Below are 14,877 nucleotides of genomic sequence, written 5' to 3'. Positions count from 1 at the left end.
ACGGCCCGTCGCATGGTTCCCTGGCTCGGGCCCGACGATCCGTTCCCGCCCGTCGAACGCGCGCTCGGCGCGACGAGCGGCGCGCCCGGCCTGCTCGCGGCGGGCGCCGAACTGCTGCCCGCGCGCCTCGTCGACGCGTACCGGCACGGCATCTTTCCCTGGTACTCGGACGGTCAGCCCGTGCTCTGGTGGAGCCCCGACCCGCGCATGATCCTGCGCCCGGGCGCGTTCCGCGTGTCGCCGTCGCTGCGCAAGACGCTCAGGCGCGTGCTGCGCGAGGACGACTGGGAAGTCCGCGTCGACGCGGATTTCGGCGCCGTGATGCGCGCGTGCGCCTCGGCGCCGCGCCACGACCAGCACGGCACCTGGATCACGGCCGACGTGATCTCGGCCTACTCGGCGCTGCATCGCGCGGGACGCGCGCACAGCGTCGAGACCTGGCTGCGCGGCGAGCGCGTCGGCGGCCTTTACGGCGTCTCGCTCGGCCGGATGTTCTTCGGCGAATCGATGTTCGCGGCCGTCACCGACGCCTCGAAAATCGCGCTCGCGGCGCTCGTCGCGCACCTGCGACGTCACGGAACAGAAATGATAGACTGCCAGCAAAATACGTCGCATCTGGCGTCGCTCGGCGGCTGCGAGATCCCGCGCAAGGCCTTCGTCGCGCATCTGCGCGCGAGCGTCGATGCCGCCCCGCTCCCCTGGGATTTCGACAAGACCGTGCTGGCCGACCTCGTCGTGCGAGCCGCCTGACGTATCGGGCACCTGAAAGCGCGCCGTGGGCGGTGCCCGGCTGGACGGGCCGTCGTTGCGCGCGCCGCGCGGAAGACGGGACCAACCGCTCGCATTGCTACGAGAGAGCCGCTAACGTGACGCACCCCAACGAGCTGCCGCTTTCACCGCTTTCCGCGCTGCAATTCTATGCGACGGCGCCCTATCCCTGCAGCTATCTCGACGGGCGCGTCGCGCGCTCGCAGGTGGCGACGCCGAGCCACCTCATCAATTCCGACGTCTATACCGAGCTCGTCAAGGCCGGCTTCCGGCGCTCCGGCGTCTTCACCTACCGGCCGCACTGCGACGGCTGCCGCGCCTGCGTGCCAGTGCGCGTGAGCGTCGGGCGCTTCGCGCCGAACCGCGCGCAGCGGCGCGCCTGGAAACGCCACGGCACGCTCGTCGCCACCGTCTCGCCGCTCCATTACGACGAGGAGCATTACGCGCTCTACATGCGCTACCAGTCGGCGCGCCACGCGGGCGGCGGCATGGACCGCGACAGCCGCGACCAGTACGAGCAGTTCCTGCTGCAAAGCCGCATCAACTCGCGCCTCGTCGAATTCCGCGAGCGCTGCGAGGACGAACCCGACACGGCCGGCGTGCTGCGCATGGTCAGCATGATCGACATCCTCGGCGACGGGCTCTCGTCGGTCTACACGTTCTTCGAGCCCGACGCCGCGCACGCGAGCTACGGCACCTACAACATCCTGTGGCAGATCGAGCAGGCGCGCAGCCTGCGGCTTCCCTACGTCTACCTCGGCTACTGGATTCGCGAGAGCCCGAAGATGGCGTACAAGGCGAGCTTCCGCCCGCTCGAGGGGCTTCTCGACGGTCGCTGGAGCGCGTTCGACGCGCCGCCGGGCGCCGAATCGGCCCCGCCCCGCCCGGCCCTGCACGAAGTGCGCGGCCCGCGCTGAACCGCGCGGGCGGGATTCACCCGCCGACTTGCCCCGACCTGCCCGATTCGCCCACCTTGCGCCGCCGAATCCGTCCCCGGTCCGGAACGCCGCGCCGATGCCGGTAAAATAACGGGTTCCCATTTTCCGGCGCCGTGCGCCCGCCCTCCTCCATGCTCAGCTCCCTCTACCCGTTCGTGCGCGACCAGCTCTTTCGCATGGATCCCGAGGACGCCCACCATCTGACGCTGCGCGCCCTCGGCGCGGCGGGCCGCACCGGCCTCGCGGGTCTTTTCGCGCCGCGCGTACCCGATGCGCCGCGCACCGTGATGGGCCTCTCGTTCCGCAACCCGGTCGGGCTCGCGGCGGGGCTCGACAAGGACGGCGCCAGCATCGACGGGCTCGCCGCGCTCGGCTTCGGCTTCATTGAGGTCGGCACGGTCACGCCGCGTCCGCAGCCCGGCAATGCGCGCCCGCGCATCTTCCGGCTGCCGCAGGCGCAAGCGCTCATCAACCGGATGGGCTTCAACAACGCGGGCGTCGAGCAGTTCGTGAAGAACGTCCAGGGCGCGCGCTACAAGGGCGTGCTCGGGCTGAACATCGGCAAGAACGCGGACACGCCCATCGAGCGCGCCGCCGACGATTATCTGTTCTGCCTCGAACGCGTCTACCCGTTCGCGAGCTACGTGACGATCAACATCTCGTCGCCGAACACGAAGAACCTGCGCCAGTTGCAGGGCGCGGGCGAGCTCGATGCGCTGCTCGCGGCGCTCAAGGACAAGCAGCAGCGGCTCGCGGACCTGCACGGCCGGCTCGTGCCGCTCGCGCTGAAGATCGCGCCCGACCTCGACGGCGAGCAGATCAAGGCGATCGCCGATACGCTGCTGCGCCACCGCATCGAAGGCGTGATCGCGACCAACACCACGCTCTCGCGCGACGCCGTGCAGGGCCTGCCCCACGCCGACGAGACCGGCGGCCTCTCCGGCCGCCCCGTGTTCGACGCCTCGAACGCCGTGATCCGCGCGCTGCGCGCCGAGCTCGGCGAGACGGTGCCGATCATCGGCGTCGGCGGCATCCTGAGCGGCGAGGACGCGCGCGCGAAGATTGCGGCCGGCGCCTCGCTCGTGCAGCTCTACACGGGCTTCATCTACCGCGGCCCGCCGCTCGTCGCCGAGGCCGCGCGCGCGCTCGCGTAGGCAGGCCGGGCCAGCCGTGCGCGCGCCGCCCGGCCGGCCCCGGGCAGCAATTCCCGCCCGGAGGCCCTTGTGCGGCGCGTCGCGCAACGCGCCTGCCGGACCCCCTCGCTTCATCACGCTGCTCCATCCCGCCACCAGCCTTCCCCCCGCTCACGCCTCCCGCTGCGCGTCCGGGTCCGCCTCGAGCGAGCGCCGCAGCTCGTCGGCCGTGTACCCGATCATCGCGGCGGCCGCCGCTTCCGCCTCCCCGGGCTCGCGCCGCTCGATCGCCTCGACCACGCGGCCGTGCGCCCGCACGACGTTCTCCCAGCCGCCCTCGCGCCGGTTCAGGATCGGATTCACGAGCGACAGCGCGCCGTGGATGATGGCCGTCATCTGCTGGAAAAACTGGTTGCCGCTCGCGGCGAGCAGGAGCGTATGCAGCAACTCGTCGGCCGCCTGGCGGTTCCCGTCGCCGTGCCGGGTCAGCCGCAGCAGGTTGAACGCGTCGCGAATGCCGGCGATTTCGGCGTCGCTCGCGCGCACCGCCGCCTGCGCGCAGGCGCTGGGTTCGATCAGCGCGCGGAACTCGATCACGTCGCGCAGGAAAATGCGGTCGGGCTTCGCGCGAAAGCGCCAACTCACCACATCCTCGTCGATCATGAGCCAGTCGCGCATCGGCCGTATCCGCGTGCCGACCTTGGGCCGCACGTCGAGCATGCGGCGCGCGAGCAGCATGGAAAGCGCCTCGCGCATCACCGTACGGCTCACGCCGAACTCGCCCGAGAGAACATCCTGCGGCGGCAGCACCGGGCCGTAACGGTCCTCGACGATGCCGGAAACGAGAATGTCCATGACCTTGCTGACGAGCGAGCGCTCCTTGCTGTCGTGTCCGTTCATTGCCCCTTTTCCCGACCTGTTCCTGCGCACCGGCATAGCCGGCCTCCCCGGCGCGAGCGGCCCGCGCGCGCCGTCTACCGTCGCCGTATCGACCGTATCCGCCCTTGCGTGCGCATCGAGGCAGTATGATGCGTCGTCCGGCGGCAGGCTCCCGGGCATCCCGCTTCCGGCGCCCATCTCAGGGCACCCGTCCGTACTGGTCGTCGAAGCGCACGATGTCGTCCTCGCCAAGATAGCCGCCGGACTGCACCTCGATCACCTCGAGCGGCATCCGGCCGGGATTCTCGAGCCGGTGCGCGACGCCGACCGGAATGTAGGCCGACTCGTTCTCCGACAGCAGAAAGCATGTTTCGCCGCGCGTCACGCGCGCGGTCCCGCGCACGACGACCCAATGCTCGGCGCGGTGGTGATGCATCTGCAACGAAAGACGGCCGCCCGGCTTCACGACGATGCGCTTGACCTGAAAGCGCTCGCCGCGGTCGAGCGAGTCGTAGCAGCCCCACGGCCGCTCCACCTTGCGATGCTGCTGCGCCTCGCTGCCGTGCCCGGCCTTCAGGCGCTCGACGATCGCCTTCACCTCCTGGACGCGGTGCTTCGCGGCCACGAGCACGGCGTCGGCGGTCTCGATCACGACGACGCCCGTCACGCCGACGCAGGCGACGAGCCGGCCGTCCGAATGCGCGAAGGTGTCGGTCGCGCCTTCGAGCAGCACGCGGCCGCGCGCGACGTTGCCGTGCGCGTCCTTCGTCGAGAGCGCCCAGACGGCATCCCACGCGCCGACGTCCGACCAGCCCGCCACGAGCGGCACGGCCACGCCCGCCAGCCCGCCATCGACGCCGATGCGCTCCATCACCGCGTAGTCGATCGAATCGGACGGGCAGGCGCCGAACGCTTCGGCATCCAGGTGCAGCACGCCGGCCGCGTCGCGGCGAACGCGCTGCCAGGACGCCGCGCAGGCGGCGGCGATCGGCGGACGGCAACGCGCAATCGCATCGAGCCAGACCGACGCGCGCACGACGAAAATGCCGCTGTTCCACCAGTAGCCGCCGCTCTCCACGTACTGCCGCGCCAGTTCCTCGCCCGGCTTCTCGACGAAGCGTCCGATCGCGCGCGCGCCCTCGCCGTCCGCCGCCGCGCCGAGCCGGATATAGCCGTAGCCGGTCTGCACGCAGGTGGGCGGCACGCCGAGCGCGACGATCGTGCCCCGCCCGGCATGCGCTACCGCCCGCCGCAACGCCCCGGCAAACGCGTCCTCGTCGGCGATCAGGTGATCGGCCGGCATCGCCACGAGCACCGGGTCGTCGCGCAACCCGGGCCCGCGCGCGGCCAGCGCGGCCACCGTCAGCGCCGGCGCCGTGTTGCGCGGCACCGGCTCGAGCAGGACGCGAGGCATCGCGCTGCATCGTTCGAGCCGCTCGAGGGTCGGCAGTCGCAACTGCTCGCTGCAGACGACGAGGGGCGCCGCCACGCTCATGCCGGCCAGCGCATCCTCGCGCCGCCCGGCGTCGTCCGGACCGGCTTCATGCGGCCCGGCGCCGGACGGACGCTCGCCCCGCGCCCCTTCCTCATCGCGCGGGCCGCCCTCCTGCCGCGCGAAGGCGTGCTGAATACGTCGCACGGTCGCTTCTAGCAACGACGCCTCGCCGACGAGGCCGATCAGTTGCTTCGGGCAATCCTCGCGCGACAGCGGCCAAAGCCGCGTGCCCGCGCCGCCCGCCAGAATCACCGGCTGAACCGAGCACGTTCCTGACTCCGACGAAGGCCGCACGGCCGATAACGTCAAATCGCCCATTTACGATTCCCCTGGTTGTCCTTATTCCGTCTCTCATCGGCCAGTGCCGACCGCACGCGCGACGGCGGCCGGCCCGGACGCGCTGCCGGGGCCTACCCCGTGCTCCCCATTCCAGCAGACGATATCGGGACGTTCTGTACGTGCTCGCACACTGCGCGAACGCCCCTCAAGCGAACGCGCGCAACCCGTGCGGTGACGCAATGTGCCGTGATTACGGCGGATAAAGACGGCCTCGTTCGCCTACCCTACTTCGCATCGGCATGGAGATCCTTCCGCGCCGGTCCGACAGACACGAAAACGCACGAGAAAACGCGAAGGAGAGACGCATGACGCGCAAGGGCATCGTTCTCGCCGGCGGCTCCGGCACGCGGCTCTATCCGGTCACGCACGCCGTCTCGAAGCAATTGCTGCCGGTCTACGACAAGCCGATGATCTATTACCCGCTCGCGACGCTGATGCTGGCCGGCATCCGCGACGTGCTCGTCATCTCGACGCCGCAGGACACGCCGCGCTTCGCGATGCTGCTGCGCGACGGCAGCCAGTGGGGCATGAACATCCAGTACGTGCAGCAGCCCTCGCCGGACGGGCTCGCGCAGGCGTTCATCCTCGGACGCGCGTTCATCGACGGCGATCCGTGCGCGCTCGTGCTCGGCGACAACATCTTCCACGGCAACGACCTCGCCGCCCAGCTCGCCAGCGCGAACGCGCAGACCGGGGGGGCGCTCGTCTTCGCTTATCACGTCGGCGATCCGCAGCGCTACGGCGTAGTGGAATTCGACGCGCACTTTCGCGCGCTGTCGATCGAGGAAAAGCCCGCCCGGCCGCGCTCGAACTACGCGGTGACGGGCCTCTATTTCTACGACCGCGACGTGTGCGCGATCGCCGCCGACATCCGGCCGTCGGCGCGCGGCGAGCTCGAGATCACCGACGTGAACGCGCGCTACCTGCGCGAGGGCCGGCTCACGGTCCGGATCATGGGGCGCGGCTACGCGTGGCTCGACACCGGCACGCACGACTCGATGCTCGAAGCGTCCACCTTCGTCGCCACGCTCCAGAAGCGCCAGGGCGTGGTGATCGCCTGCCCCGAGGAACTGGCCTACCGGCAGGGCTGGATCGACGCGGAGCAGCTCGACCGGCTCGCCATGCCGTTGCGCAAGAGCGGCTACGGCCGCTACCTGCTCGACCTCGCGACGGCGAACGCGCCGCGCGGAATGCGCCCCGCGAAGCCCGGCCCCGCGCTGAAGATCGTGCAGCCGGCAACCAGTCGCCGCGAGTCGAGCCCGCCGCGTCACGCTTCGCGGCAAGGCGAACCGGGACCGGGATGACTGCCGTCGCCCCGCGTAACCCGTCGACCTCACGTCCTGTCTGGCCGCTGCCCCGCGCGCCCGGCTTTACGCCCCACTCGCGGCCTATGCGGCCTACGCGGCCCGCCCGCATGCCGCTCACGACGGGTTGTTCGCGGCGGGCTCGCAACGCGACCGCCGCGAACCCGCATCGGCCGGCCCCATACCCCGCGCATTTCGCCGCGAATCCGCGCGCCGCCGGCTCCAGGCGGCGCACCCGTCACGAGGATGCCTCACCATGAAACCCGTCTCGGTCGCGATGGCGACCTGCAACGGTACGCTGTACCTGCCGGAACAACTGGAAAGTCTCGCCCGGCAGGTCCGGCTGCCCGCCGAACTGGTCGTGACCGACGACGCCTCCACCGACGACACGCCGCGCCTGCTCGAAGATTTCTCGCGCGCCGCGCCGTTTCCCGTGCGCATCTATCGCAATGCGCAGCGTCTCGGTTATCGCGCCAATTTCCTGAAGGCGGCCCGGCTATGCCGCTCGCCCTATCTCGCCTTCTGCGACCAGGACGACGTCTGGGCGCCGCACAAGCTGCAGCGCTCGATGAGCGAATTCGAGCGGCGCGACGTACGGCTCGTCTACCACAACGCCGTCGTCACCGACAGCCATCTGCTCCCCATCGACACGCTGGCGCGGGACGCCGCCCCGCTCGCCCATAACGGGCCGCTCAGCCTTGCTCCGCTGAAGTACGGGCTCGGCTGCACGCTGCTCGTCGACCGGGCCCTCGTCCGCTTTTCATCGTTCTGGGAACGGTCGCTCGACTTCAACGACGGCACGAGTCCCGAAGGCCACGACCAATGGTTCTTCTTCCTCGCCGGCGCGCTCGGCACCATCGCCTACATACGCGAGCCGCTGGCCCATTACCGGCGCCATGCCGCGACCGCCAGCCTGACCACGTGGGCCGGCGCGTCGCCGTTTTCGCGCCTGCGGCCGTTCCTGCTCCATAGCGAGCCGACCTGGCTCAACTACGCGGCCGCCTGCGAGCGCCGCGCGGACATCCTGGACGAAATAGCCCTGGGCGCTTCGCCGGGCGAAGCGCTCAGGGCGCTCGACGGCGCGGAAAAATACCGGGCGTTCGCCCGCCTTTACCGGGAGCGGATCGCGCTCTACCGTGCGGCCACGCTGGCCGAACGATGGGCGCTGTTCGCGCGGCTCGTCGAGGCCGGCGGCTACGGCCGCGACGTCTGGGCCAAAGGACGCAAAAGCGCGCTCAAGGATTTCTGCTGTGCCGTGCTGCGACTCGAACGCACCGTTCCTCCGCTGCAGGCGGCCGGCGAGGCCGCCCGGCTGCCCTGAAACGCCGCCCGCGGCCGGACCGCGATGGCGAGCCGGCCCGATTACGGGGTTCGCTTGAGCTGGCGCCCGGCCCTTCACTACGGGTCCATTCACCTGCCCCTTCATCGGCCCATTCACCAACCATTTCGCCCGCCATCGCTCGCGCCGGCCAGAGCCCGCTCCCTTCGCCGTCGTTCGCCACGCCCGTTCCCGCGCGGCGAACCCGCACGGCCTCAGGCAAAGCGCCGGCGCCCGCGCAGCAGCCGGCACTCCAGGTAGATCAGCGCCGTCACGAACGTCTCGGTCAGGATGACCGAGACAGCCGTGCCCGTCGCGCCGAAGTGCATGACGAGCCAGACCGACTGGGCGACGTGAAAGAGCGCGCCCGCCGCGTAAATGCGCTTGAGCGCGCCGAACGCGCCCTGCGCGGCCAGTTCGAGCTGCAGGAATACCGTAGCGAGCCCGACGACGGGCGGCAGGAAGATCAGCGCCTTGAGGACCGGCAGCGCCGGCTCGAATTTCGCGCCGAAGAACACCGCGATCAGCGTTGCCCCGCCCGCATAGACGACGATGACGGCCACCGCGTTGACGGCCAGGATCGCCAGCACGAGCCATCTCAGAATGCTTTGCGCCTGCTGCGACCGGCCTTCGGCATGCAGCACGCAGAGCTTCGGATAGATTGCCTGGATCAGCGGGGAAAATAGCTGCCGCAGCGGGTTGATGAGCTTTTCCGCCGTCATGTAGTAGCCGACCGCCGTGTTGCCCACGAGGAACTTCAGGATCACGGCGTTCGCATAGGTATAGACGAAGGTGAGCGCCGAACCCGAGAAAATCTGGAACGCGTCGGCAAGTTGCGCGCGGACGTCCCGCAGCGACACCGGGTGCCACGACGCGACCATGCCGCTACGAAACGCGATGAGGGTGAGCAGCGTGCCCGAAACCAGCATCGACGACGAAAGGCTGACGGCCGCGATCAGGTAATCGCCCGGCCCGTCGACGAAACAGAACACCGGGACGAGGCAGGCCACGCGCGCGAAGAGGCCGAGCACGGCGACGAGCGGCATTTTCTCGAGGCCCTGGTAGAGCCACTGCGGCGTGACGACCGTGCCCGCGAGCCACAGAAAGCCCGAGCAGATGGCGAGCCGGTCGTCGTGCAACGCCGGCACCAGCCACAGCAGAAGCAGGATGAACGCGACGCACAGCGAGGCGAAGGCCGCCTTGGTCAGCGTGACGGTCCAGTACAGCCGCGCCACGGCCTGCGGCTCGTGCCGGTTCAGCGAGATGCTGCGCGCCGTCGTCAGGTCGAAGCCGAAATCGGTCAGCATCACGAAGAACTGCGTAAATGCCTGCGCAAAGCCGATCACGCCGAGCCGGTCCGGCCCGAGCATCCTCGACAGATACGGCAGCGAGACGAGCGGCACCAGGTAGCCGCAGGCCTGGACCACGTACAGCGCCAGGGCATCTTTTTTCGTCGACATGGAAGCCTCGTTTTTCGGAGATCGATGCAGGAGGCGTCAGCGGATGGCCGGCTTCGCGGCGGCGCCCGATTGGGCCACCGATCCGCCCGCCGATTTTCCCGCCCGCCTGTCCGGCTCGCCCGCTTCACCCGATTCACCCGATTCACCCGATTCACCCACCTCGCCCTCCGCGCCCTCCGCGCCCGACTCGTCGATGCGTCCGGCCAGCACCTCGTCGAAAAGCCGGCGGTAACGCTCGCGGCACGCTTGCCAGCCGAACGCCTCCCGTGCCGCCTCCGGACTCGCGGCAGCCCCGCGGCAAGCCGGCCAGCCAAGCGCCACGGCCCGCACGCACGACGGCAACGCGTCCATCGAATCGAACAGCCGCACGTTGCCGAACTGCCCGGCGGCCCACCGCATAAACGGCGTCGCGAACGCGACGAGCATCGGCACGCGGCCGATCGCCTCGAAAAACGCGCCGCTGACCAGCATCGAATCGGCCGCGTGGGGCAGCACGAGCACGTCGGCCGCCGCGATCCGGCGCTCGAACGCGTCGTCGGCGAGAAACCCCGGTTCGATCGTCACCGCCCCGACCAGCGCCCGGCGCCGGACCACCTCGCCAAGCGCTCGCAGGTAGGACGGCTCGGCGTCGCCCGCGATGTCGAGCCGGCACTCGCCGGGCCAGACTTCGAGCAGCTCGCGGATCTGCTTGTACGGCCGGATCGTTCCGAGCAGCGCGAACGTGGGCGGCCCGTCCGGGTTGTCCCGGCGCGCCGCGAGCGGCGGCACATGTCCGGGTGCATCCCAATAGAGCGGATGCGGCAGATACCGCGCGCGGTAGCGCGCCGCAAAGCCCGGCGCGTGAACGACGCGGCAGTCCACCAGCGCGCGGACGACGGCCATCATCCCGGCCGAGACGCGCCGGACCCGGCCCGTCGCGTCGTGGACCGCGTGGTCGTGCACGAAGTAGATCGCCCGCGCCCGCGCGAGACCGATCAGCAGGCAGTAAAACGCGAAGACGAGGCATCCCTTCGGCGAAAGCACGACGCCGCCCTGGCGGCGGGCAAAGGCCCGCAGTTCGAGCCAGTGGAACACGAGCACGCTATCGCGGCGAAACAGGCTCGCGAACTCCCCGAGCAGCAGGCTGCGCACCGAAAGCGGCCGCACGTCGTAGCCGATCTCGGCGAGGAGCGCCTTTTGCATCTCGATGTAGGCGTTCGTCGTGTTCGTGAACGGCGAGATCAGAACGCGCGGGCGCCGGCCGCGGGCGCGGTCCGTCCCGCCGCCTGGGCCGTCGCTGCGCGGCGCGTCGACCGTCTTCTCCCGCTCCTCGCGTCGGTTCACTGACGGCTCCGCTACCGGACCGGCAGGCAGGCCGCCGCGTGCACCGTCTCGATGATCCGGTCCTGCGCCTCGAGTTCGAGCGCAGGAAAGATCGGCAGGCAAAGCACCTGTCGCGACGCGGCGGTAGCCGCCGGCAGGTTCCGCTCGCCGGCGCCGGGCGCGCCGCGATAGGCCGGAAACTCGCTGATGAGCGGATAGAAATAGCGGCGCACGGCAATCCGGCGCGCGCGTAGCTGCTCGTACAGCACGTCGCGCTCGAGCGGAAACCCGGACGTCAGGCGCACCGGGAAGTAGCCGTAGTTGCGCGTGCTGTCGGCCGCGACCGGGGGCAGCGCGAGGCCCGGCACGTCCGCCAGCGCCTCGCGATAGCGCGCGTCGAGACGCGCGCGCGCCTCGAGCGCCGCATCGACGTGCCGAAGCTGCAGCAGGCCGAACGCCGCCTGCACCTCGTTCATCTTGCCGTTGATGCCGGGCGCGCCGACCGTCACCTCGTCTTCGATGCCGAAATTCTTCAGGCGGTCGATGCGCCGCTTGGTCTCGAGATCGCGGCAGACCACCGCGCCGCCCTCGAACGTATGAAACACCTTCGTGCCGTGAAAGCTCAGCACGGACAGGTCGCCCGCCTCGAGAATCGAGCGGCCCGCGCGGCGCACGCCGAACGCGTGCGCCGCATCGTAGACGACCCGCAGGCCGTGCGCGTCGGCGATCCGCTGGATCGGCCCGAGCTCGCACGGATGTCCGTACACGTGCACGGGCAGGATGGCGCGCGTGCGCGGCGTGATGGCCGCCTCGATGCGGGCTGGGTCGAGATTCATGCTGCGCGGGTCGATGTCCGCGAACACGGGGCGCAGCCCCGTCCAGTGCAGCGCGTGCGTGGTCGCGACGAACGAGAACGGCGTCGTGATCACCTCGCCGTCGAGACCGAGCGCGGCCAGCGCGGTAATCAGCGCGAGCGTGCCGTTCGAGAACAGGCAAAGATGCTCGACGCCCAGATAGGCGCACAGCGCCTCCTCCAGTTCGCGATGGAACGGTCCGTCGTTCGTCACCCAGCGGTTGCGCCAGATCTGCGCCAGATAGGGGATGAATTCGGCAAGCGGCGGCAGCGAAGGCTGCGTCACCGGCACGACGATACGGTCCAGTTCGTTCATGTGGGGGCCCACGGAAGTTCGTGAATCGGCATGGCTCGGCACGGCAGGCGAGCGCCGCGCCTCCCGGCGCCGCGAAGGTGCCCGGGACGGGCCTGCCTGAATGCAGCGTAAGCATTCGGACGGACGCCAATCCGACGAAATCACGGCCGATTCGGCCAGGCGGGGACACGTCCCCGGCCGCGACCGCCGATGCGACCTGGGCCGGAGGGATGGCCGCGACGGCCGTCGTGACCTGAAGGGGCCTCGCCCCGCGCGGCGCGCTCCCCCTCCGGACCGTCGTCGCCGCCCGCAAGCGCCCCGTTCATCCCACGATCCACCGCGTCGAGCGCCCGGGCGAAGGGTCGTCCGCCCGGCCGTACCGGATCGGCGCCGGCCGTCGCCAGATCCGGGTCCGGATTCGCCCGCCGTCGGCGCACGGAAAGGCTCGCGGCGACGGCTGCGAACAGATAAAAGCACGACCCCAGATCGAACACGGTGCCCGACACCGACGCCACGATCAGCGCGGCGATCATCGCCTGGCGCGCCGCGTAACCCACCGCGCGATCGGCGGCCGGATACGCGCGCGCCATCGGCCTCGCCGCCGCGCCCACGAAGAACAGCGCGAAGCACAGCGCGCCGACGACGCCGAGATTCGACAGCAGCACGAGCAGAAAACTCGACGCCCGCGCACTGCCGATGCCGACGCCCATGCCGTAGGTGTCGATGACGTTCTGGACGGCCTGCAGATTCCAGGCGGCCCGCTCGACGCCCGAGTCGCTGTCCGACTTGTCGAGCAGCGTCTGGCCGAAGAATCCCGTCACCACGTCGAGCAGATCGGGCCGGAAAGTCGCCGCATAGATGAGCGCGAGCACGACGGCGCAGGCCAGCACGAGGCACAGGCGGCGCTTGCGCGAGCGCGCGCGCGGCGCCACCGTCTGCGGACGCCCCAGCAGCAGGCACGCCAGGTAGGCGAGCGCGCCCACGTAGGCGGTGGCCGACGTCGACATCAGCAGCAGCGCGCCGGAGGCCGCGCTCAACAGGCTGTTGACGCGCGACCGATAGCCGAGCAGCCAGAGGTTGATCGTGAACGCGAAGAGCGGCAGCGTGAAGCCGGAGAACGCCGAGGACTCCGAGAACGTCCCGACGATGCGCTTGAGGCCGCCCAGTTCCTCGTCGCCGTGCATCACGTAGTCGGCCGTCTTCACGGCGCTGAGCACGTCGATGCCGGCCTCGTACGAGGCGAGATCGATGGCCGCGGCCGCGATGTTGAGCGCGGCCAGCAGCATGATCGCCTTCGCGAAGAAGCCGTAGGCATCCCGGCGCCGGAGAAAGACCGACATCGCGCAGTAGAGCACGAGCTCGCCGCAGCAATAGATCATCTGGCTCAGGTTGCCCGAGACCGGACCGAGCGGCTGAAGCGCGGCCTGGTTCGGGTCCGTGTCGCCGCGATTGATCGCGAACACGTAGGTCGTGCCGGCCAGCGCGCGCGGCAGGAACACCGCGCCGACGGCCGCGCACAGGCACAGGCAGGCGAGCCAGAATCCGGGCCGCCCGGCGCCGACGGCCTGCCAGAGATCCCGCCCGCCGAGCTGAAACGCGCGCAGCGCGAAAAAGAGCAGAAAGAGGTTGGCGGGCAGAATGGCCAGCCCGCCGAGCGCGGGAAAGGCGATGGTCGACGCGCTCCCGAACAGGCTGCAGACCGCGAGGCCGTAGATCGCCCACTGATACGGCAAATTGAGCGACATGATGCCCATGGCGAGCACGACGACGCCGAAGATCTGGATGTCCATTTCGCCCCCGCTGGTCCGCGCCGGCTCAGACGAGCTCGAGTATCCGGCCCGGATGATTCGCTCCGCGCAGACAGTCCGCAATCGCGATCAGGTTGCCCCTGAGCCGCCCCCGGTAATCGAACACCGGGTCGCGCCGCACGCTGTGCGCGACGTTCGAGAGCAGATGCCGCACGATGAACACGCAGGCCTTCCGGCGCGCCATCGTGTTCTTCTTCACGAGAAAAAGCGGATTGACGATCTGCGAATAGCCGAACCGCACCCCCGAAGTCCGGCCCTTCTTGACCCCAAGGTGCACGCCCCGGCACGCGGGCTCGTAGACCATCTGCCCGAGCCGCCGCGCGCGCGACGTGTAGTCCTGGTCCTCCTGCCAGCCGTAGAGCGGCAGCGACTCGTCGAAGCGCAGGCCGCGCACCGCGCGCCCGACGAAGGCCATGTTGCAGCCGTAGGCGGACTCGATTTCGCGCCGTGCGTCGCCCGATGCCCAATGCGGCTGCGGCGCGCACTCGCCGGCCAGATAGCGGGCCGCCTCGGCCTCGCTCAAGCCCCGGCTCTTGACGCCGTCGGCGAGCACGCGCCCGGTCAGGCCGACGATGCCGGGGTCCGCCCCGAACACGGCGGCGCACTGCCTGAGCCAGGCTCGGTGCGGGCGGAAATCGTCGTCGAAGAACGCGACGAACCAGGGCTCGCGTGGGGCCGCCGCATCGGCTGCCGCCGCATCAGCCACCTCATCAGCCGCCACGTCCGCGGCCGCGCGTTCCACATCGCCCAGCGCCGCCTCGATGCCCCAGTTGCGCTGCACCGTCGACCCCGCCCGGTCGGCCAGCAGGAGCCGCACCGGCACGGCCGCGCAGAGCGGATGCGCATCGAGCCCCCGCAGATCGGCAGGGTCGACCCCGACCGCGTACACCGCGTCGGGCCGCTCGTCCTGGTCGAGCAGCAAGTCGAACAGCACGCCGGTTTCGGCGGCGCGCGCGCGCGTCGCCACGACTACGATCTTTTTCAT

11 protein-coding genes and 1 pseudogene are annotated in these 14,877 nt (G+C 70.2%); 5 read left to right on the top strand and 7 right to left on the bottom strand.

Annotation, left to right across the window (positions count from 1 at the left end):
• Positions 1–12 precede the first annotated feature (12 nt).
• From aat to CY652_RS04110, 3 genes are all read left to right on the top strand, one after another.
• Positions 13–750, top strand: a complete 738-nt coding sequence (gene aat / locus CY652_RS04120; RefSeq protein WP_102129439.1) for a leucyl/phenylalanyl-tRNA--protein transferase — start codon at positions 13–15, stop codon at positions 748–750.
• Between the two features lie 116 nt (positions 751–866).
• Positions 867–1,685: an arginyltransferase gene (locus CY652_RS04115; RefSeq protein ID WP_102129438.1), complete on the top strand. Its 819-nt coding sequence runs from the start codon at positions 867–869 to the stop codon at positions 1,683–1,685.
• Between the two features lie 152 nt (positions 1,686–1,837).
• Positions 1,838–2,860 (top strand): quinone-dependent dihydroorotate dehydrogenase, encoded by a 1,023-nt coding sequence (locus CY652_RS04110; RefSeq protein WP_102129437.1) that lies wholly within the window; start codon positions 1,838–1,840, stop codon positions 2,858–2,860.
• Positions 2,861–3,010: 150 nt separating this feature from the next.
• On the opposite strand, the gene CY652_RS04105 is transcribed toward CY652_RS04110, so the two are convergent.
• Positions 3,011–3,739 (bottom strand): FadR/GntR family transcriptional regulator, encoded by a 729-nt coding sequence (locus tag CY652_RS04105; RefSeq protein ID WP_102129436.1) that lies wholly within the window; start codon positions 3,737–3,739, stop codon positions 3,011–3,013.
• Positions 3,740–3,917: 178 nt separating this feature from the next.
• Entirely contained in the window at positions 3,918–5,531 is a 1,614-nt protein-coding gene (locus CY652_RS04100) for a mannose-1-phosphate guanylyltransferase/mannose-6-phosphate isomerase (protein WP_102129435.1), read from the bottom strand.
• A gap of 326 nt (positions 5,532–5,857) precedes the next feature.
• Between CY652_RS04100 and rfbA the strand changes: the two are divergent.
• Together rfbA and CY652_RS04090 are read left to right on the top strand one after the other, a co-directional pair.
• A pseudogene (gene rfbA, locus CY652_RS04095) lies at positions 5,858–6,724 on the top strand (glucose-1-phosphate thymidylyltransferase RfbA); the annotation flags it as partial.
• Positions 6,725–7,112: 388 nt separating this feature from the next.
• Positions 7,113–8,177, top strand: coding sequence for a glycosyltransferase (locus CY652_RS04090; protein WP_102129434.1), 1,065 nt, complete (start codon positions 7,113–7,115; stop codon positions 8,175–8,177).
• Between the two features lie 212 nt (positions 8,178–8,389).
• On the opposite strand, the gene CY652_RS04085 is transcribed toward CY652_RS04090, so the two are convergent.
• The 5 genes from CY652_RS04085 to CY652_RS04065 all read right to left on the bottom strand — a co-directional run bounded on the left by CY652_RS04085 (position 8,390) and on the right by CY652_RS04065 (position 14,877).
• On the bottom strand, positions 8,390–9,634 hold the full coding sequence (locus CY652_RS04085) for an oligosaccharide flippase family protein (RefSeq protein ID WP_102129433.1): 1,245 nt from the start codon (positions 9,632–9,634) through the stop codon (positions 8,390–8,392).
• Between the two features lie 36 nt (positions 9,635–9,670).
• Positions 9,671–10,957 (bottom strand): hypothetical protein, encoded by a 1,287-nt coding sequence (locus tag CY652_RS04080; RefSeq protein ID WP_180970404.1) that lies wholly within the window; start codon positions 10,955–10,957, stop codon positions 9,671–9,673.
• An 11-nt stretch (positions 10,958–10,968) separates the two neighbouring features.
• Positions 10,969–12,105, bottom strand: a complete 1,137-nt coding sequence (locus tag CY652_RS04075; RefSeq protein WP_102129432.1) for a DegT/DnrJ/EryC1/StrS family aminotransferase — start codon at positions 12,103–12,105, stop codon at positions 10,969–10,971.
• A 140-nt stretch (positions 12,106–12,245) separates the two neighbouring features.
• Positions 12,246–13,874, bottom strand: coding sequence for a hypothetical protein (locus tag CY652_RS04070; protein ID WP_102129431.1), 1,629 nt, complete (start codon positions 13,872–13,874; stop codon positions 12,246–12,248).
• Between the two features lie 25 nt (positions 13,875–13,899).
• Positions 13,900–14,877 (bottom strand): glycosyltransferase family 2 protein, encoded by a 978-nt coding sequence (locus tag CY652_RS04065; protein WP_102129430.1) that lies wholly within the window; start codon positions 14,875–14,877, stop codon positions 13,900–13,902.

It is taken from the genome of Burkholderia sp. WAC0059 (assembly GCF_002870125.1).
GTDB lineage: Bacteria > Pseudomonadota > Gammaproteobacteria > Burkholderiales > Burkholderiaceae > Paraburkholderia.
This window is presented reverse-complemented; position numbering and strand designations above follow the sequence as displayed.